Below are 19,006 nucleotides of genomic sequence, written 5' to 3'. Positions count from 1 at the left end.
ATCCGCTCTTGTTTCCCCATCTGGTCTAAAATTACGCTTTATATATAGTACTCATTATTTTACGGATTATATCTATGCCAGTTTATCGCTCTCGAACCACTACTCACGGCCGCAACATGGCAGGTGCACGCGCTTTGTGGCGTGCTACTGGCATGAAAGATGGCGATTTTGATAAGCCTATTATTGCAGTTTGTAATTCATTTACACAGTTTGTGCCGGGTCATGTGCATTTAAAAGACCTAGGTCAATTAGTAGCTCGTGAAATTGAGCGCGCAGGTGGCGTGGCAAAAGAGTTCAACACCATTGCAGTGGATGACGGTATTGCTATGGGGCATGGCGGTATGTTGTATAGCCTACCAAGTCGTGATTTGATTGCTGACTCAGTAGAATATATGGTGAATGCGCACTGTGCGGATGCGCTTGTGTGTATTTCAAATTGCGACAAAATCACGCCCGGCATGTTAATGGCGGCGCTACGTTTGAATATCCCAGTGGTATTTGTTTCAGGCGGCCCAATGGAGGCTGGTAAAGTTAACTGGCAGGGCGAAATATTGAAGTTAGACTTGGTTGATGCCATGGTAGCCGCGGCTGATAGCAAAGTCAGCGATGAAAAATCTGCAGCGATTGAGCGCTCAGCTTGTCCAACTTGCGGTTCATGTTCTGGTATGTTTACCGCAAACTCTATGAACTGCTTAACAGAGGCGCTTGGTTTAAGTCTACCAGGTAATGGTTCTGCACTTGCTACACATGGTGCACGTAAAGAGTTATTCTTAAAAGCAGGTCGCTTGATTGTTGAATTGGCAAAACGCCATTATGAACAAGATGATTATTCTGTGTTGCCACGTAGCATTGCCAATATCAAAGCGTTTGAAAATGCTATGAGTTTAGATGTAGCTATGGGTGGTTCAACCAATACCGTATTGCACTTGTTAGCTGCTGCACATGAAGCTGAAGTTGATTTTACTATGAGTGACATTGACCATATTTCGCGCAAAGTGCCTTGCGTATGTAAAGTGGCGCCCGCTACACAAAAATATCACATGGAAGACGTACACCATGCAGGGGGTGTAATGGGAATTCTGGGTGAGCTAGACCGTGCTGGCGTGATTCATCGTGATACGCCGACCGTGCATAGCGCTACTTTGGGTGATGCTTTAGATAAATGGGATATTAAAGTCACACAAGATGAAGATGTGAAGAAATTTTTCCGCGCTGCTCCAGGTGGAATTTCTACTACGATTGCATTTAGTCAAAGTATGCTTTTCCCAACTTTGGATGATGACCGTGCAGAAGGCTGTATTCGTGATAAAGCACACGCTTATTCACAAGATGGTGGTTTGGCTGTGCTGTACGGTAATATTGCTTTAGACGGCTGTATTGTTAAAACAGCAGGTGTGGACGATAGTATTCTTAAGTTTACTGGTCGCGCACGTATTTTTGAAAGCCAAGACGCTACAGTTGAAGCGATTCTTGCCGATAAGATCGTAGCAGGAGATGTGGTAGTGATTCGCTATGAAGGCCCACGTGGTGGTCCTGGCATGCAAGAAATGCTATATCCGACTTCATACTTGAAGTCTAAAGATTTAGGCAAAGTATGTGCATTGCTGACTGATGGCCGCTTTTCGGGCGGTACGTCAGGTCTTAGCATTGGTCATGCATCACCAGAAGCTGCCGAAGGTGGCGCGATTGGTTTAGTAGAAGAAGGTGATACGATTGAAATCGACATTCCAAATCGTACGATTCATTTAGCCGTGAGTGACGAAGAGATGTCGCATCGCCGCGCCAAAATGGTAGCTAAAGGCAAAGATGCATGGAAACCAGTTGACCGCGTACGTGCTGTTTCTCCTGCCTTGCGTGCTTATGCAGCCATGACCACCAGCGCGGCTCGCGGCGCTGTGCGTGACGTTAGCCAAATTGAAAAGTAAACTATAATCAATTTATAGAGCCTAATAATTAATCCGTGTAATCGAAGAGTAATGGATAAAATGAATTCAGAAACACTAGAAGCTAGCCCATTAGAGTTAAGCATACCTCAAACGAAAAAGCGTTTAAAGCTTCACGCCCATGTGACGCAAACGCAAGATGAAAATGGCTTGCAATATCTTGAGGTAGATAATCCGCTCTGTACGGCTAAAGTTGCTTTACAAGGTGCGCATGTCATGGCTTGGCAACCTAAATTTTTAGCTGAGCCAGTATTATGGCTTTCTAGCAACGCAAGATATGTAAAAAGTCGCTCAATACGCGGCGGCGTGCCTATCTGCTGGCCTTGGTTTGGGGCGCATCCCACAGACAGCACTTTTTGTCCGCATGGCTTCGCACGCGTTATCCCTTGGCGTGTAATTGATGTTGATGCAACCCCAACGGGCGCTACGCGTATTATGCTGGAAATGGCCGATACGCCAGAAGCGCAGCGTCAGCTTTCATATCCATACACACTTGTCGCTACCATTACAGTTGGGCGACGGTTACGCGTTGATTTAGCTACGACTAATAAAGCGGATCATCCATTTGTCATTAGTGAGGCATTTCACACCTATTTAAATATTAGCGACATTGCCAATGTGAAGATTACAGGTCTGCAAGACTGCTTATACTCAGATAAAATGCTTAAATATGAACGTCATGTGGAGCATAATCCTCTTACTTTTGACGGTGAGTTTGACCGTGTATTTATCAACCATAGCTCAGACTGCACTGTGCATGATAAGGGATACAACCGCCTGATTCATATCTCAAAATCAGGAAGTGATACCACTGTGGTGTGGAGCCCCGGAGCTGAAAAATCTGCACAAATGACAGATATGGGCACGCCAGATGAATGGCGTAAAATGGTCTGTGTAGAAACCACTAATGCGATGGATAATATGGTGGTGATTAACCCTGGTCGTACTCATGTCATCAGTGCCGAGTATGCAATCGAAACGCTGTAAGAAAAAAGACTTCAAAACTGTCAACGCAGGGTAAGCATGTGCGTTAAAGATATATAAAGCATTTACGACGTTGTAAGTTTGATGAAAAATTTAATTGGAATAAGTATTCTTTAACTAATTGATAAAGCTCACTTGTTTAAATTACAATTATAGGTATCATGGCTCGTTGCAAAAAAATGCAAACTAATTATTAAGTGTAAATTCAAGGAGATAGCATGAAAGCTTTAATGTTAACAATCGCTTTGGCTGGTTCAATGTTAGTTGCTGGTCAAGCAAACGCAGAAGATGCTAAAGCATTAGCACAAAAAAGTGGCTGTTTAGCTTGCCACAGCGTAGATGCAAAAATTTTAGGCCCTGGCTATAAGGATGTTGCAGCAAAATACAAAGGTGATAAAACCGCTGAAGCTAAGTTAATCGCTAAAGTTAAAACTGGTGGTAGTGGTGTTTGGGGTCCTATGCCAATGCCAGCAAATACGCAAGTTAAAGACGACGATATCAAAACAATCGTAAAATGGATCTTGTCACTATAATTTACGAGCTATAGTTTAATCACATTTATTAGCTCAGTAAGTAATTAGTAAATGAAAGGCCAGCTCAAAAAGCTGGCTTTTTTGTATGTGTGACTTTTTTTATTAATGAAATGAATTTATTAATGAGTTGGCAGGTTTATTTCACAAGCCCAAACAGATACAAAAATACCGCTCCAATAGCGATAGGGGCAATGTAGTTATTGGTAAAGCGCCACAGTTTAAAATGTTGGTCGTTTAAATCTAACTCTTCCTGCGCGTGAATTTTATTCATAAAGTAACCTGCAAAAATCGCCATCAATAGACCTCCAAGCGGCAATAAAATTGTAGAGGTTAGTTTATCTAGCGTTTCAAAAATATTAAGTCCCATTACAATTTTTATTGCTTTCCATTCGTTAAAAGACAACACCACTGCAATACCAAGCAGCCAAACTGCTAATCCTATAATCCCTGCCGCCGTATGACGTTTAATTTTGGTGTTTTCTACAATACAGGCTATGGCTGGTTCAACTAACGAAATAGATGAAGTCCAAGCAGCAAATGCGACGAGAATAAAAAACAACATACCAAAAAAGTCACCGGCAGGCATCTGGCCAAAAGCAATCGGCAAAGTTTGGAATATTAAACCTGGGCCTGCATTTGGAGCTAAATGGTTGGCAAACACTAGAGAGTAAATAGCTAAGCCGACTAATAACCCCAGCAAGGTGTCAATGAGTGCAATGTAAATTGTGGTGCGGGCAATGGAGACGTTGCGCTGCAAATATGAGCCATAAACCATCACCGCTCCCATGCCTAAACTTAATGTGAAAAAGGCATGTCCCATCGCAGACAATACTGCGGTGGGACTTATCTTAGAAAAATCAGGTTTGAACATGAATTGAAAAGCTGCCTGCATATCTCCTACGGACATACTGTAACCTAGCAATATCAACAAGATGACAAATAGCGAGGGAATGAGAATGTTGTTAGCCTTTTCTAAGCCAGAGTTAACGCCATGCGCTACGACGCTCATGGTCATGAACATAAATAGAGTGTGCCAGCCTAGTAACTTCAACGGAGAGGCTAATAATGCATCAAAGTCGGCGGAAGATTGGGTTGCAGTAATTTGGCTGAAGCTACCGCGCGCAGCTTCAATTATGTAAGCCAGAACCCAGCCACCAATGACACTATAAAAGCTCAGTATTAGTAAGCCAGTCAACATGCCCATTCCACCCAGATATTTCCATGCCGTAGATCTTTTTGCCTCATTTGCGAGTGCTTGCATGCCATTAAATGGATTTTTTTGTGCGCGACGACCGAGTAGTATTTCTGTCATCATCAACGGAATGCCAATTAACAAGACGCAGGCGACAAAAACCAATACAAAAGCACTGCCGCCATTCACACCTATCATGTAGGGCAATTTCCAAATATTACCCAAACCAATCGCTGAGCCCGCCGTGGCTAGCATGAATGTCCAGCGACTGTTCCAGTGGCTACGATGTGGTGAGTGGCTCATAGTTTAGAAGTACTGGTTAATGGTTCTCACTAAAGAATCTATCTGTTTCTGCTTTGACTACTTTGGAGAGTAGTAGTAAACCAATCAAATTTGGAATCGCCATCATGCCGTTCATGAGGTCAGAGAAATTCCAAACTAATTCTAAGCTCATCGTTGCACCTACAATGACAGCCGCAGTAAAAAAGAGGCGATAAATGGCAATCGATTTTGAGCCAAATAGGTACTCAATGGCTTTCTCTCCGTAGTAATTCCAGCCTATCAACGTAGAGTAAGCGAATAACGCAGTGGAGATGGCGACAATGATTTTTCCTGTATCGCCCAATGTTTCAGCCATGCTGGCGCTAGTCAATTCACCGGCACTTATGCCGTTTGTCCAAGAAGTAGCCGTTAAAATAATCAATGCGGTCATTGTGCATACCACTAGAGTATCAATAAACGTTTGCGTCATGCTTACTAAAGCTTGTTTAACGGGGTCGGCCGTACGTGCCGCAGCGGCTGCGATTGGTGCCGACCCTAAACCAGACTCATTAGAGAATACGCCTCGAGCAATACCATAGCGCATCGCTGCTGCAATGGTTGCGCCTGCAAAACCACCTGTGGCAGAGGCTGGGCTGAATGCATTTGAAAAAATCAAACCAAAAGCATGGGGGATTTGGTCTATGTGAACAGATAGAACGACTAAACAGGTGCCGATATAGACCACAATCATAAACGGCACTAAAAATGAGGTGAATTTACCAATGGATTTAATGCCACCCAGTATCACTGCACCAGTGAGTAGCATCAGCACCCATCCTGTGATGTAAGGCGCAATATGAAAGGTCGATTCGAAGATTTTTGCGGTAGCATTAGCTTGTGTCATGTTGCCAATACCAAATGCGGCGCAGGCAGTGAATATTGCAAATAAGGTACCTAACCAAGGTAAGCCCGCACCTTTAGCTAAATAATACATCGGTCCGCCACGCATACCATGCGGGCCTTTTTCTCTGTATTTCATGGCTAATACGGCTTCGGAATATTTAGTTGCCATGCCAACCAAGCCTGTCATCCACATCCAAAATACCGCACCTGGGCCGCCAAGAGTAATTGCTGTGGCTACGCCAACAATATTTCCGATACCTACCGTTGCCGCCAAAGCAGTCATTAATGCCGCAAAATGCGAAATATCGCCTTCATGATGATGGTCTTTGCGAAATACAAGTTTGAAGGCTAGTGGCAATGCACGAAACTGCATACCTTTAAGGAGAATGGTAAGGTAAAGACCAGTACCAACTAACAAGGTTAACATCGGTGGACCCCATACCCAATTAGAAAGGGTAGAGATGATAGCCTCGAATGATTGCATGGTGATTACCAGTAGTTTTAATTTAGCTAGATTATAGACATAACTTTCATTTTTGTGTGTATTGCCTTTGGGCGGGATTTTTTAACTATTAAAAAGCGCCTTCAATACAGCAATCATATAGCTGTGGTCTAGCACGCCAGCACTTTCGCGTATGCTGTGCATTGCCCACATGGGGTTGCCAACATCCACGCTTGCTACCCCAAGTTGTGCCGCCAATATCGGGCCTATTGTGCTGCCGCAACCTAAATCAGTGCGGTGCGCGTACTGCTGGTAAGGTACTTCTGCGCTTTTGCAAAGCTGAATAAAGCGTGCGGCAGTATCAGCATTGGTGCTATAGCGTTGATTTGCGTTGGTTTTAATCACAGGCCCTTGGTTTACAATGGCGTGGTGACAGGGTTCGTAGCTGCTTGCATGGTTAGGGTGAAATGCATGCGCCATGTCTGCGCTCACAAAGAAGCTATTGGCGAGTGCGCGTAAACGGTCTTCAACGGTTGTGTTGGTTGAGGCGCAAATGCGCGTAATCACATCATTCATAAAACTTCCGCTTGCACCCGTTGCACTTTCACTGCCAACCTCTTCATGGTCAAACAGGGCACAGATGCTGGTGCTATTGGGTTTTTTGTTACTTAATAAAGCACTAATGGCGGCATGGCAAGAGGCGAGGTTGTCTAATTGACTATTGGCGATAAATTCTTCGTTTAATCCCCAAAAGCTACCTTTTTGCGTGTCGTAAACGCTTAAATCCCAAGTAATAATGTCAGTAGGTTCTATTTTTAATTGTTCTGCAAGCGCGTTGGTGAGTTGTGTTTGAGCCTGGGCGCTGTCGGCAGCAAAGCCAAAAATCAACGGTAAGCCAGTTTGTTTGTTAAGCACTAAACCTTTGTCATTGACTTCACGATTCATATGAATGGCAAGATTAGGTAAGCGTACAACGGAACTACTAAATTGAACGTGGCGCGCTAAGTGTGTGTCGCCATCGCGCACCATCACGCGCCCAGCTAGGCTCAAATCGCGGTCGGTAAACGTAGCTAAAATAGGGCCGCCGTATACTTCAACGCCAAGTTGAGCAATGCCTTGGGTGCTGAATGCGGCTTTTGGCTTTAAGCGCAACCCAGGTGAATCAGTATGCGCGCCAACAATACGAAAACCAGTTTCTGCTAACGCTTGGTTGCCAATGACAAAAGCAATAATCGAAGCACCATCGCGCACGACATAATAACGGCCATTCTGTTTAAACTGCCAAGGCTGATTTTCTATGAGCGGCTTAAAACCATTTTCATTTAATAACTTGGCAACGCTATCTACCGCATGCCAAGGGCTAGGGCTGGCGTCAATGAAGTTAAGCAAGTCTTGGGCTTGCACTTTAGCGTGGTTCAGAGAGTTTGTTTCAGCGGGCATTTTTGTCTTAAATATTTTAGATAGATGCTGGAAGTTTATCATGCCCGTGTTTCATCACCAATTATCCAATAGTGTTGCTAAACAGCTCAAACTGTTGCGGATGGCTGTAGGAGGGGCTTGTAGCCCCGAACAAAATATCACTTCGAATCGACATCGCCATTCGGGGCTGAAAGCCCCTCCTACATTGGATTTACGTTAATTGTATTATTTCTAATGGACAATCGGGGTTAAATATAAAACAGCAAATATGTATGAATGACACATTGCCAAAATGGGATAGTGCAATTTCCTAAAAAGTTACACTATCGCATTCAGGCTAGCATATTGTGGCCGCAATGCTTTAATTGGCGACCATTAGGGGCCATTTTCATACTAAGGAGAGTAGTAATGAGTTCATCATTAAAAGCCACGTTAAATGGCTGGCATTTGTGGGGATTAGCCGTTGGCTTGGTTATATCGGGCGAGTATTTTGGTTGGAGTTATGGTTGGGATAAAGCTGGTACTTTAGGCTTTTTAGTCACCTCCATTTTAATCGCAATCATGTACACAACATTTATTTTTAGTTTTACTGAGTTAACAACTTCCATTCCGCATGCGGGTGGACCTTTTGCTTATGCAAGGCGAGCATTTGGCTCAAAAATGGCCTATGTGGCAGGGTTTGCAACGCTAATTGAGTTCGTGTTTGCACCACCAGCAATTGCGATGGCAATTGGCGCTTATTTGAATGTTCAATTCCCAGGAGTAGACCCTAAAATGTTTGCGATGGGAGCCTATGTTGTATTTGTTGGATTGAATATTATAGGTGTAAGAATTGCTGCTACTTTTGAATTATTTGTGACTGTATTAGCTATTTTTGAATTGCTGGTATTTATGGGTGTGGTTTCACCAGGTTTCTCTATGAGCAATTTTGTGGCTAATGGTTGGGCAGGTCAGAATGATTTTAGTATGGCGGCTATTCCAGGTATGGTTGCAGCTATTCCTTTTGCTATTTGGTTCTTCTTAGCCATTGAAGGGGTTGCCATGGCCGCAGAAGAAGCTCAAGATCCTAAAAGGACTATTCCTAAAGCTTATATTGGTGGGATTTTGACTTTGCTAGTATTGGCAATTGGCGTGATGGTATTTGCGGGTGGCGCAGGTGATTGGAAAGCGCTTTCAAATATTAATGATCCATTACCACAAGCCATGAAAATGATTGTTGGTGAAAATAGTGGCTGGTTGCATATGTTGGTGTGGATTGGTTTATTTGGCTTGATTGCCTCGTTCCACGGCATTATTCTTGGCTACTCACGTCAAATATTTGCATTGTCACGCGCAGGCTATATGCCAAAATACTTTGGTGAGGTTAATGATAAATTCAAAACACCACACCGCGCAATTATTGCGGGTGCTGTAGTTGGCGTGGCCGCAATTATGGGCGATAGCTTTCAATTCGCAGGTCAATCATTGACTGCAAACTTGATTACTATGGCTGTATTCGGAGCGATTGTGATGTATATCGTATCTATGATGAGTTTGTTTGCGCTACGTAAAAATGAGCCTAATTTAGAGCGTCCATTTGCAGCAGTAGCTTATCCGTTATTTCCAGCAATTGCTTTAGGTTTAGCGACTATTAGCTTGGTGACAATGATTTACTTTAACCAACAACTGACTGTGGTTTTCTTTGGCCTAATGGCACTAGGCTATGTTTACTTTAGTATGACGCAGCATCATCGTGATGCATCTGCTGATAATAAAGTGGCAGCTTAGATGTGAATCGCGCTAGAGTTAATCTCTAGCGCGATGTGTTTTATTTTGAGTGACTATCACTGAAGTAAATGTAAATAAAGTATCAAAAGAAGTGACTGTATAAGAGTAATTACTAGTGAAATGAGCACAAGCTAAGTGAGTACAAGATGAGTTATCGATATACTGCGGGAGCGCATACTTATCAATTCGCAGACCTGAAATGTGTGTTGGCCAAAGCTACGCCAGCGCGTTCTGGTGATTATCTTGCAGGTGTCGCGGCAGAAACTTATGCTGAGCGCATGGCTGCTAGAATGTGTTTAGCAACCATTCCGCTTAAAAGATTTTTAGAAGAGTTAATCATTCCGTACGAAACGGATGAGGTGACGCGACTTATCGTTGATACACATGATAAGCAGGCGTTTGCCGAAATTAGTCACCTTACAGTAGGGGATTTTCGTGATTGGTTGTTATCTGATATCGCAGATTCTGCCACTTTAAAACGCGTAGCACCTGGCATAACACCAGAGATGGCCGCCGCTGTGTGTAAGTTAATGCGCAATCAGGATTTAATACTCGTTGCTAAAAAATGCCATGTGATTACCGCCTTTCGTAATACTATCGGCTTGCCAGGACATATCTCGGTACGTTTGCAGCCAAACCATCCAACAGATGACCCACGCGGTATTGCTGCCTCTATGTTAGATGGTCTACTTTATGGTTCAGGCGATGCGGTGATTGGCATTAACCCTGCCACAGATAGTTTGCCTGCTTTAATGGATTTATATTATTTGGTAGATGAAGTCATCAACCAATACAACATTCCTACGCAGTCTTGCATACTTACACATGTGACAAACCAAATTCAACTAATAGAAAAAGGCGCGCCACTTGACTTGGTGTTTCAGTCTATTGCGGGTACCGAAAAAGCAAATAAAAGTTTTGGCATAGATATAGCGCTACTTAAAGAAGCGCAGTCGGCTGCCTTGTCGTTAAATCGTGGCACAGTGGGTAACAATGTCATGTATTTTGAAACAGGCCAAGGTTCGGTGCTATCAGCCAATGCTAACTTTGGCGTTGATCAACAAACCTGCGAAGCGCGGGCTTACGCGATTGCACGGCATTTATCGCCATTGTTAACAAATACGGTAGTCGGTTTTATTGGCCCAGAATACTTATATGATGGAAAACAAATTATACGCGCAGGTTTAGAAGATCATTTTTGTGGCAAGTTGCTAGGCGTGCCTTTGGGTTGTGATGTTTGCTATACCAACCATGCTGAAGCAGATCAGGACGATATGGATACCTTAATGACACTGCTGGCGACAGCTGGCTTAACCTTCATTATGGGCATTCCGGGTTCAGATGACATTATGCTTAACTATCAAACTACTTCATTCCATGATGCCTTATATCTGCGTAAAGTGTTGGGCTTAAAAGCTGCGCCAGAGTTTGAGTTATGGCTTAAAAAAATGAATATTATGGATGAGCACGGCCAGATGAAAGCCGTGAAAAGTGGGCATAGTATGTTGCAGAATATGCCAAGAAATCTATTGAGTGCGGCATAATTGCATTATCAATATGGCGAGAGAGTATGACTAAAAAACCAGACAGTATGTTGCCTGAGACTCCTGAAGTTTCAGACTCGCTTACAACAGATGCTTTTTCCATCGATCCTTGGGTGCAGTTAAAAAAATTCACACAAGCTCGCATTGCTTTGGGGCGTGTGGGTAGTAGTTTGCCTACTAAAGAAGTGCTTGATTTTGGTTTGGCACACGCAATGGCACGCGATGCCGTACATCTAGCTTTAGATGTGGATGCCTTAGATGCGGGTATTCAATCACAAGGCTTTAATACGCTTCGTGTTCATAGTCGCGCACCAGATCGCGCTAGTTATTTACTTCGTCCAGATTGGGGTCGCAGCCTTAATGAAGACGGTTTGAATGTTTTAGAGGACTATAAAAAACAGCAGGTTGAGATAGCCGAGCCCATTGATTTTTTAATTGTGGTCGGTGACGGTCTGTCATCTTTAGCTGTATCACGTCATGTGCAACACCTACTTGAAGAGCTTCGTAATGTATTGCCCGAGGAGTGGAAGCTTGGGCCAGTAGTCATAGCGAGTCAGGCACGAGTGGCTATATCCGATGAAATTGGACAAGCGCTAGGTGCTCGTATGGTCGCGATGCTTATTGGTGAGCGTCCAGGGTTGAGTTCGCCAGACAGTTTAGGTCTGTATCTAACATACTCACCAAAACGTGGCGGGAGCGATGCAGATCGAAACTGTATTTCTAACGTGAGACCTGAAGGTTTGCATTATGCTGCTGCGGCTAAAAAACTGATGTGGTTAGCTAAGGAGGCGTCAAGACTCAAAGTGTCTGGTGTTGCGCTTAAAGATGAAAGTGATATGCAAGAAATTAGCCAGCAAGTATCACTGAGTTGAACTAATCTTTTGCTATAAGTTAATGATTTTGGCGTCTTTTAAACGTAGCAGAAGGTAGTTCGCCAAACATCTTTTTATATTCCTGTGCAAAGTGCCCAAAGTGCCAAAATCCCCAATGTGCGGCAGCTTCAGTGACGGATTTTTCCGTTCTGAGCATTGCTCTCACACCATTTAAACGCTCCGCCCTTAAAAATGCCATTGGTGTGGTGTTTAGTAGATTTTGAAAGCAATACTGTAAGGCACGTCGACTAATACCAAGCTGCGAGCATACTTCAGCGACGCTTATTGGTTCATCTACATTTTTTTTCACGAGTTCGCGCGTTTCAGCAATGATGTTCCAACATTTTGCATTGGTCATCGCCGCATGTTGTGGTGTTTTGTCTCTGGAGTCGGGTGCGTCTACCAAGCATTCAGTTAATAGGGCGATGACAGATTGGCTAAGAGAGGTGCGGTTTTTCTTGCTGTTTAATAGCTGCGGATTTTGGTTAATCATGGCAAATGCACCTGTCATGAAATCACGCACAGCACTGGTTTTTGTATAGTCGATATGCAATAAATTGGCTTGCGAAATGTGATTCAATGCAATCTCGGCGTCTTCCGCACTGAGTGTATTTAATAGCGCATCACGTTTAACTGAAATTCCCGCCATCAATAATTGTGTTGGTGAGAAAAATTCAAATCCATTTCTACCCGAAAAAATATGCATGGATTGATGATTGCAAGCAGACCCACAGAATAAGCCATTGCTGGTGAATTGCAGGGGTACACCAACCGCAATGACATCTTCTGGTAGCTGACCATTTTGGAATAAACGTTGGCTACTGTATTCCATAAATAAGTGCATGTTGTCAAAACGCATTTCTGAAACGTAGCCTTCAAAGCCACCCGATGAAAGTTGGGCATAGCCTTGATTCCATCCTTCCAGCAATACCGCCTGCTCTTCAAAGTCTTGAGTTGACTGAAAATTGACTACAGTTTCAGTTGAGCTATCTACGGCAGATTCAGGTTGGGTAAGAACTCGCATCATGACACTCCACATTAAGTGCTAATTAACATGCAATAAATATGCCACTGCCAAAGTGGCTTTACTCTTATGAATCAAGTAGATATTTGTATTTTTATGCACCACAATTTAGCAAGTATGTGATTTATGCATGCTTTTGTAGCAACATAATTTTCTTAATACTTGTTTAACTTAAACGCTGGTAATCAGGATAGTAGCAGAAAAATAAAAAACAGATTATGAGTGGCTTGTTAAATAGCTAAAGGGGTATTTGACGATGCCGAATACCCCTTAGCTATTTGCAGATGAGCTTTTATTTTACTAATGAAAGCCAATCTTTATCAATGAGGAAGTCAGTATAAAGTTTAGCTTCAGAACTACCAGCTTCAGGTTTCCAGTCGTAACGCCATTTTACGATAGGTGGCATAGAGAGCAGAATAGATTCAGTGCGACCGTTAGACTGCAAACCAAAAATCGTACCACGATCATAAATTAAATTAAATTCTACATAGCGGCCACGACGGTAGGCTTGGAAATCACGTTCGAGCTCGCCGTAGGGGATATCTTTACGGCGTTGCACGATAGGCAAATAGGCTTGTAAGAAAGCGTCACCGACTGCGCGATGAAAGTCAAAAGTGCGTTCGAAACCTAGTTCGTTAAAGTCATCATAAAAAATACCGCCTATACCCCGCGGTTCTTTACGATGTTTTAAATAGAAATATTCGTCACATTCTTTTTTAAATTTTGGGTAATAGCTTAAATCAAAGGCATCTAATGCGGTTTTGTTTGTACGATGAAAATGTTCTGCATCTTCTTCAAAACCATAATATGGCGTTAAATCCATGCCGCCACCAAACCACCAAATATCTTGCTCGGAATCATTTTGAGCTTTGGCAACAAAAAAGCGTACATTCATATGTACGGTTGGAATGTATGGATTGCGGGGATGAAACACCAATGACACGCCCATCGCCTCCCAAGGGCGCCCAGCGGCTTCGGGATGCGCCACACTCGCTGCTGGTGGTAACTTTGTACCTAATACGTGAGAAAAACCAACGCCAGCACGTTCAAACACATTACCTTCTTCTAGCAAACATGAGTTACCACCACCACCTTCAGGCCGTTGCCAGCTATCTTGTAAAAAGGTTTTACCATCAATCAGTTCTATGGCTTCAATAATTTTGGTCTGCAGTTTTTGCAGGTAATTATAGATGTCGCTAGTATTGATATGACCCATATTGGTGTTGGCAGTTATCATGACTAACCTTTAATCGCGCGATAACCGATATCTTTGCGATATTGCGCGCCATTAAATTTAATATCGTCGATGATTTTATAAGCCTGTTGTTGCGCGAATTTAACGGTTTCACCTAATGCCGTAACGCAAAGCACGCGCCCCCCGCTTGTTAATACTTTTCCATCTTTAAGTGTTGTGCCAGCATGAAATACATGGGCATCCACTAGATTTTTTGGTAAGCCAGTGATTTCATCACCTAATCTAGGCGTATCTGGGTAGTTGGCAGAAGCCATGACAACGCCAAGTGCTGTGCGTCTATCCCACTCAGTTTCTGCTTGGTCTAATGTGCCATTTACTGCATGCTCTGCGAGGGCTACAAAGTCACTTTTCAGGCGTAGCATAATGGGCTGTGTTTCTGGGTCGCCCATACGGCAATTAAACTCTAAAGTTTTAACGCCACCATCTGGCGAAATCATCAAGCCTGCGTACAAAAAGCCAGTGTATGGAATGCCATCTTTCATCATGCCCTCAACGGTTGGCCGGATGATTTCTCGCATCACTTTTGCGTGAATTTCTGGGGTGACTACTGGCGCAGGTGAATAAGCACCCATGCCGCCAGTATTTGGACCTTGATCGCCATCTTGCAAGCGTTTATGGTCTTGGCTAGTAGCAAGCGCTAAGATATTTTTGCCATCAACCATGACAATAAAACTAGCTTCTTCACCCGTTAAAAACTCTTCAATCACCACGCGTGCGCCTGCGCTACCTAGTTTGTTGTCAGAAAGCATAGCATCAATGGCTGCATGGGCTTCATCGTTAGACATGGCGACTACAACGCCTTTGCCTGCAGCCAGGCCATCGGCCTTAATCACAATCGGTGCGCCTTGGGCTGTTACATAGTCATGCGCAAGTTTAGCGTCGGTAAATGTCGCGTAAGCTGCAGTAGGAATGTTGTGGCGTACCATAAATGCTTTAGCGAAATCTTTTGAGCTTTCTAATTGCGCAGCGGCTTTAGTGGGGCCAAAAATTTTCAGACCATTGGCACGAAATACATCGACCACGCCTTGTGATAAAGGTGCTTCTGGACCTACAACGGTCAACTGAATTTGTTCTTTTTGAGCAAACTCTAGCAAATCTTGTACGCTAGAAATCGGTACGTTAATCATATCCGGGTTAAGTGCAGTGCCGGCATTGCCAGGTGCGACATATACGCGGCTGACTTCTTTATTTTGAGCGATTTTCCAAGCCAGTGCATGCTCGCGACCACCACTGCCAATAACCATTACTTTCATTTTTTTATTATCCTAAGGTTTTAACGGTGATTAGTGTCTGAAATGGCGAATGCCAGTGACCACCATGACCAAGCCGTGCTCATCAGCTGCCGCAATGACTTCTTCATCACGCATACTGCCACCTGGATGAATCACGCAGCTTGCACCAGCTTCTGCAAGTGCATCAATACCATCACGGAATGGGAAGAATGCATCAGAAGCCACCACGGAATTTTGCAAACTTAAGCTGGCATTTTGCGCTTTAATAATCGCAATTTTCGTGCTGTCGATACGACTCATTTGCCCAGCACCAACGCCCAGCGTCATTTCGTTGCCACAAAACACAATGGCGTTAGATTTCACATATTTCGCTACGCGCCAAGCAAATAACATATCGGCCATTTGCTGTGGGGTTGGTTGTTTTTTGCTGATGACTTTTAAATCTGATTGGCTAATTTCATGATTGTCAGCTGTTTGAATCAGGATGCCAGAACCCACACGTTTGCTTTCATGTGAGTTGCGACCTTGTTCCCAAGCCGTTACTCCGCCAGTTGGCAATGCAATTTTTAGTACGCGAACATTTGCTTTTGCAGCAAAAATTGCCAGTGCTTCAGCGGTGTAATCAGGGGCAATCAGCACTTCAACAAATTGTTTGCTGACGATTTCTGCGGCAGCTTTATCAACAGTAGTGTTGAAAGCGATGATGCCACCAAATGCGCTACTTGGGTCAGTTTGGAAAGCTTTTGAGTATGCGTCTAGGGCTGTAGCACCAAGCGCTACGCCACATGGGTTTGCGTGTTTAACGATGACGCAAGCTGAAGAGTTAAAACTTTTAACGGCTTCCCAAGCGGCGTCGCCATCGGCAATATTGTTAAAACTTAATTCTTTACCTTGCAATTGTTGCGCAGTCACCAGTGAGCCAGGCGCTGGGTGTAAGTCGCGATAAAAAGCCGCTTGCTGATGTGGGTTTTCGCCGTAGCGTAAATCTTGTACTTTGACAAAATTAGTATTGCTTTGCGCAGGAAATTGATGCGATACAGGCTTGTTGCTCGCCATGCTTGCCGCATAATCAATAGCCGATAAGTAGTTACTGATGGCTGCATCATATTGCGATACGCGGTTAAATGCTGCCACTGAAAGCGCAAAAGTTGTCGCTTCCGCAAGTGCACCACCAGTGCTTTTCAACTCATTTACTACATCTGCATATTGGCTCGCATCAGTTAACACTGCCACGTCTTTCCAGTTTTTAGCGGCAGAGCGAACCATTGCTGGGCCGCCGATGTCGATATTTTCAATCGCATCTTCAAGTGTACAATTTGGCTTTGCGACCGTGGCTTCAAATGGATAAAGATTCACCACGACCATGTCGATATTTGGAATATTAGCTGCTTTCATCGCGGCTACATGTTCAGGCAAATCACGGCGACCTAAAATACCACCATGTACTTTAGGATGCAGCGTTTTTACGCGGCCATCTAACATTTCAGTAAAGCCAGTGTAGTCGCTGACTTCAATCACAGGAATTTGATTATCGCGGAATAGTTTCGCCGTGCCGCCAGTCGATAAGATTTCTACGTTTAATTTAGTTAAAGCTTGTGCTAATTCTAAAATACCTGATTTGTCTGAAACGCTGATAAGCGCACGTTTAATAGTTGCCATTTGAAAACTCTAGAGAAGAAAGTGATTAGTTGGAGGTGAATATTTTGTGTTGCTTATTCGATTTTGTATTGCTGCATTTTTTTACGCAGAGTATTGCGATTTAAGCCTAAAATTTCTGCTGTTTTGCTTTGGTTGCCACCAGCGTACTGCAAGGTGTATTCAAGTAATGGCTTTTCAATGCATGACAATACCATGTCATATAAGGCATGCGGCGGCTCACCATCAAGGTCTTTAAAGTATTGATCTAATGATAATGTTACGCTGTTAGCGAGTTCGCACGGATTCATTATGCCACCTTAAGAACTAGATTGTTGGAGTCAGTATTATCTGTAGAGTCGTATTGCAAACGGTGATCGCGACTTTGCAGATGATCAAAAAACTCATCAATCGCGGCAAGCTGCAAATCTATGGTTGGCAGGGTGTTCATGTTATGGCGGAAATTTGCAGAGTCTTTTAAACCCTTGGTGTACCAAGAAATATGCTTGCGCGCCATGCGCATACCAGTTAACTCGCCATAAAACTCATATAAATCATGCAGGTGAGCAAGCATTACTGAACGAATTTCAGTCACTTCAGGCGCTGGCAAATGCTCACCCGTTTTAATGAAATGCTCAATTTCGCGGAAAATCCAAGGTCTGCCTTGCGCGGCACGGCCAATCATTACAGCGTCTGCGCCTGTGTAATCCAACACGAATTTGGCTTTTTCTGGGGTGGTAATATCACCATTGGCAATGAGTGGGATTTTAATGGCCTGTTTCACCGCGGCAATCGTGTCATACTCAGCATCGCCAGTGTACAAGCACGCCCGCGTGCGGCCATGCATAGCCAAAGCTTGAACGCCTAAGTCTTCGGCCATTTTGGCAATTTGCACGGCGTTGCGGTTATTTTTATCCCAACCCGTACGAATCTTTAAGGTCACAGGAACATTAACGGCGTTCACGACCGCTCTTAAAATTTGTGCAACCAATGGCTCATCTTTAAGTAAGGCAGAACCCGCCATCACATTACAGATTTTTTTAGCAGGGCAACCCATATTAATGTCGATAATCTGCGCGCCATTATCTACGTTATGTCGCGCAGCTTCAGCCATCATTTGCGGGTCTGCGCCAGCAATTTGTACTGAAATCGGGTCTACTTCGCCTTCATGATTAGCTCTGCGAAGTGTTTTCTCGCTGCCGTAAAGCAGAGAGTTTGACGTCACCATTTCACTCACAGCCAAGCCCGCGCCCATTTTTTTACATAACTGGCGGAAAGGTCTGTCCGTCACACCAGCCATAGGGGCGACGATCAGGTTGTTCTTTAAAATGTGTGATCCGATTTGCATTTATATTTAGTTTTAGCAATTGTGATTTGTTTGGAGCGAACTGCCTATTTTATACGCAATTACTCTTTCAGAAAACCTTAACCATGCAATTTAATCATTAATCTTAATGAATAACCTAAAAATGAATATTACTTAGAATTAAAAGTAACTTAGTTGCACTGGTTCAGGGCACGTTGAGCAAGTGTGCATTCTGATTCAGCGCCTTTTTGAACGTCTTTAACCAACTTTTCAAACAATCCTTCTGACTTTTGCTCTTCGGTTGAGTTAACAGTCGCGGTTTCTTTCTTGGACTCATGCACTACTGGAGCCTCGGCTTTTGCTGGAGCAGTTGGCTCAGGTTTGTTAGGTATAGCGTTATTAGTGTTCTTAGAGACTTTTTTGATTGCTTTGGTTTTAATGATTTTCTTAACTTTGACTTTCGTTTTTTTAACTATTTCAGGTGATAGGTCTTGTTTAGTTGCTTCTGCCGGACTTGTGACAGGTGGAGGGATTACTCTAGGTTCAACATTGGTAGAGGATTCTTCTCTTGCAATAGATGCTGGATTTGCAGGTTTTACTTCAGGGCTTACTATGGTCGATACCATTGGGCTGTTTTTCGAGCCTGTAAATAATTCTGTGTAAATGCAGTTTGAGTGCATTAATTCAAGGGTGG

16 protein-coding genes are annotated in these 19,006 nt (G+C 43.6%); 6 read left to right on the top strand and 10 right to left on the bottom strand.

Going from position 1 to position 19,006, the window contains the following annotated elements; translation table 11 throughout:
* Positions 1 to 74: 74 nt before the first annotated feature.
* The 3 genes from ilvD (at position 75) to PSV17_RS06520 (ending at position 3,460) form a co-directional block, all read left to right on the top strand.
* A complete protein-coding gene (gene ilvD, locus PSV17_RS06530) occupies positions 75 to 1,925 on the top strand; it encodes a dihydroxy-acid dehydratase (protein ID WP_300480847.1) in 1,851 nt (616 codons plus the stop codon).
* Between the two features lie 60 nt (positions 1,926 to 1,985).
* Positions 1,986 to 2,930, top strand: a complete 945-nt coding sequence (locus tag PSV17_RS06525; protein WP_300480845.1) for a D-hexose-6-phosphate mutarotase — start codon at positions 1,986 to 1,988, stop codon at positions 2,928 to 2,930.
* A 215-nt stretch (positions 2,931 to 3,145) separates the two neighbouring features.
* Complete coding sequence (locus tag PSV17_RS06520) at positions 3,146 to 3,460, top strand: c-type cytochrome (RefSeq protein WP_300480843.1); 315 nt, start codon at positions 3,146 to 3,148, stop codon at positions 3,458 to 3,460.
* Between the two features lie 136 nt (positions 3,461 to 3,596).
* On the opposite strand, the gene PSV17_RS06515 is transcribed toward PSV17_RS06520, so the two are convergent.
* From PSV17_RS06515 to PSV17_RS06505, 3 genes are all read right to left on the bottom strand, one after another.
* Complete coding sequence (locus PSV17_RS06515; RefSeq protein WP_300480840.1) at positions 3,597 to 4,955, bottom strand: sodium-dependent transporter; 1,359 nt, start codon at positions 4,953 to 4,955, stop codon at positions 3,597 to 3,599.
* 16 nt (positions 4,956 to 4,971) lie between these two features.
* Positions 4,972 to 6,300: a sodium:alanine symporter family protein gene (locus PSV17_RS06510; RefSeq protein WP_300480838.1), complete on the bottom strand. Its 1,329-nt coding sequence runs from the start codon at positions 6,298 to 6,300 to the stop codon at positions 4,972 to 4,974.
* Positions 6,301 to 6,381: 81 nt separating this feature from the next.
* On the bottom strand, positions 6,382 to 7,698 hold the full coding sequence (locus tag PSV17_RS06505) for a M18 family aminopeptidase (protein ID WP_300480835.1): 1,317 nt from the start codon (positions 7,696 to 7,698) through the stop codon (positions 6,382 to 6,384).
* Positions 7,699 to 8,085: 387 nt separating this feature from the next.
* Between PSV17_RS06505 and eat the strand changes: the two genes are divergently transcribed.
* The 3 genes from eat to eutC all read left to right on the top strand — a co-directional run bounded on the left by eat (position 8,086) and on the right by eutC (position 11,860).
* Positions 8,086 to 9,444 carry an ethanolamine permease gene (gene eat / locus PSV17_RS06500; RefSeq protein WP_300480833.1) on the top strand — a complete coding sequence of 453 codons (1,359 nt, stop codon included), beginning with the start codon at positions 8,086 to 8,088 and terminating at the stop codon, positions 9,442 to 9,444.
* A 146-nt stretch (positions 9,445 to 9,590) separates the two neighbouring features.
* Positions 9,591 to 10,988, top strand: coding sequence for an ethanolamine ammonia-lyase subunit EutB (locus PSV17_RS06495; RefSeq protein WP_300480832.1), 1,398 nt, complete (start codon positions 9,591 to 9,593; stop codon positions 10,986 to 10,988).
* Positions 10,989 to 11,014: 26 nt separating this feature from the next.
* Positions 11,015 to 11,860 (top strand): ethanolamine ammonia-lyase subunit EutC, encoded by an 846-nt coding sequence (gene eutC, locus PSV17_RS06490; protein WP_300480830.1) that lies wholly within the window; start codon positions 11,015 to 11,017, stop codon positions 11,858 to 11,860.
* A gap of 19 nt (positions 11,861 to 11,879) precedes the next feature.
* Here the strand turns inward: eutC and PSV17_RS06485 are convergent, their stop codons facing one another.
* The 7 genes from PSV17_RS06485 to PSV17_RS06455 all read right to left on the bottom strand — a co-directional run.
* Positions 11,880 to 12,887: a helix-turn-helix domain-containing protein gene (locus PSV17_RS06485; protein ID WP_300480827.1), complete on the bottom strand. Its 1,008-nt coding sequence runs from the start codon at positions 12,885 to 12,887 to the stop codon at positions 11,880 to 11,882.
* A 289-nt stretch (positions 12,888 to 13,176) separates the two neighbouring features.
* Positions 13,177 to 14,121, bottom strand: coding sequence for an oxygen-dependent coproporphyrinogen oxidase (hemF, locus tag PSV17_RS06480; protein ID WP_300480825.1), 945 nt, complete (start codon positions 14,119 to 14,121; stop codon positions 13,177 to 13,179).
* A gap of 2 nt (positions 14,122 to 14,123) precedes the next feature.
* Positions 14,124 to 15,392: a phosphoribosylamine--glycine ligase gene (gene purD / locus PSV17_RS06475; RefSeq protein ID WP_300480822.1), complete on the bottom strand. Its 1,269-nt coding sequence runs from the start codon at positions 15,390 to 15,392 to the stop codon at positions 14,124 to 14,126.
* A 30-nt stretch (positions 15,393 to 15,422) separates the two neighbouring features.
* Entirely contained in the window at positions 15,423 to 17,030 is a 1,608-nt protein-coding gene (gene purH / locus PSV17_RS06470; protein ID WP_300480820.1) for a bifunctional phosphoribosylaminoimidazolecarboxamide formyltransferase/IMP cyclohydrolase, read from the bottom strand.
* A 53-nt stretch (positions 17,031 to 17,083) separates the two neighbouring features.
* Entirely contained in the window at positions 17,084 to 17,317 is a 234-nt protein-coding gene (locus PSV17_RS06465) for a helix-turn-helix domain-containing protein (protein ID WP_300386733.1), read from the bottom strand.
* Positions 17,317 to 18,354: a tRNA dihydrouridine synthase DusB gene (dusB, locus tag PSV17_RS06460; RefSeq protein WP_300480818.1), complete on the bottom strand. Its 1,038-nt coding sequence runs from the start codon at positions 18,352 to 18,354 to the stop codon at positions 17,317 to 17,319. Before dusB ends, PSV17_RS06465 begins: the two co-directional genes overlap by 1 nt.
* 149 nt (positions 18,355 to 18,503) lie before the next feature.
* Positions 18,504 to 19,006: hypothetical protein (locus PSV17_RS06455; protein WP_300480815.1), on the bottom strand; the 503-nt coding region annotated here is incomplete at its 5' end.

The sequence above is a fragment of the Methylotenera sp. genome (assembly GCF_029946165.1).
Classification (GTDB): domain Bacteria; phylum Pseudomonadota; class Gammaproteobacteria; order Burkholderiales; family Methylophilaceae; genus Methylotenera.
The sequence above is the reverse complement of the archived record's forward strand: the minus strand, read 5'-3'. Positions and strand labels throughout refer to the sequence as shown.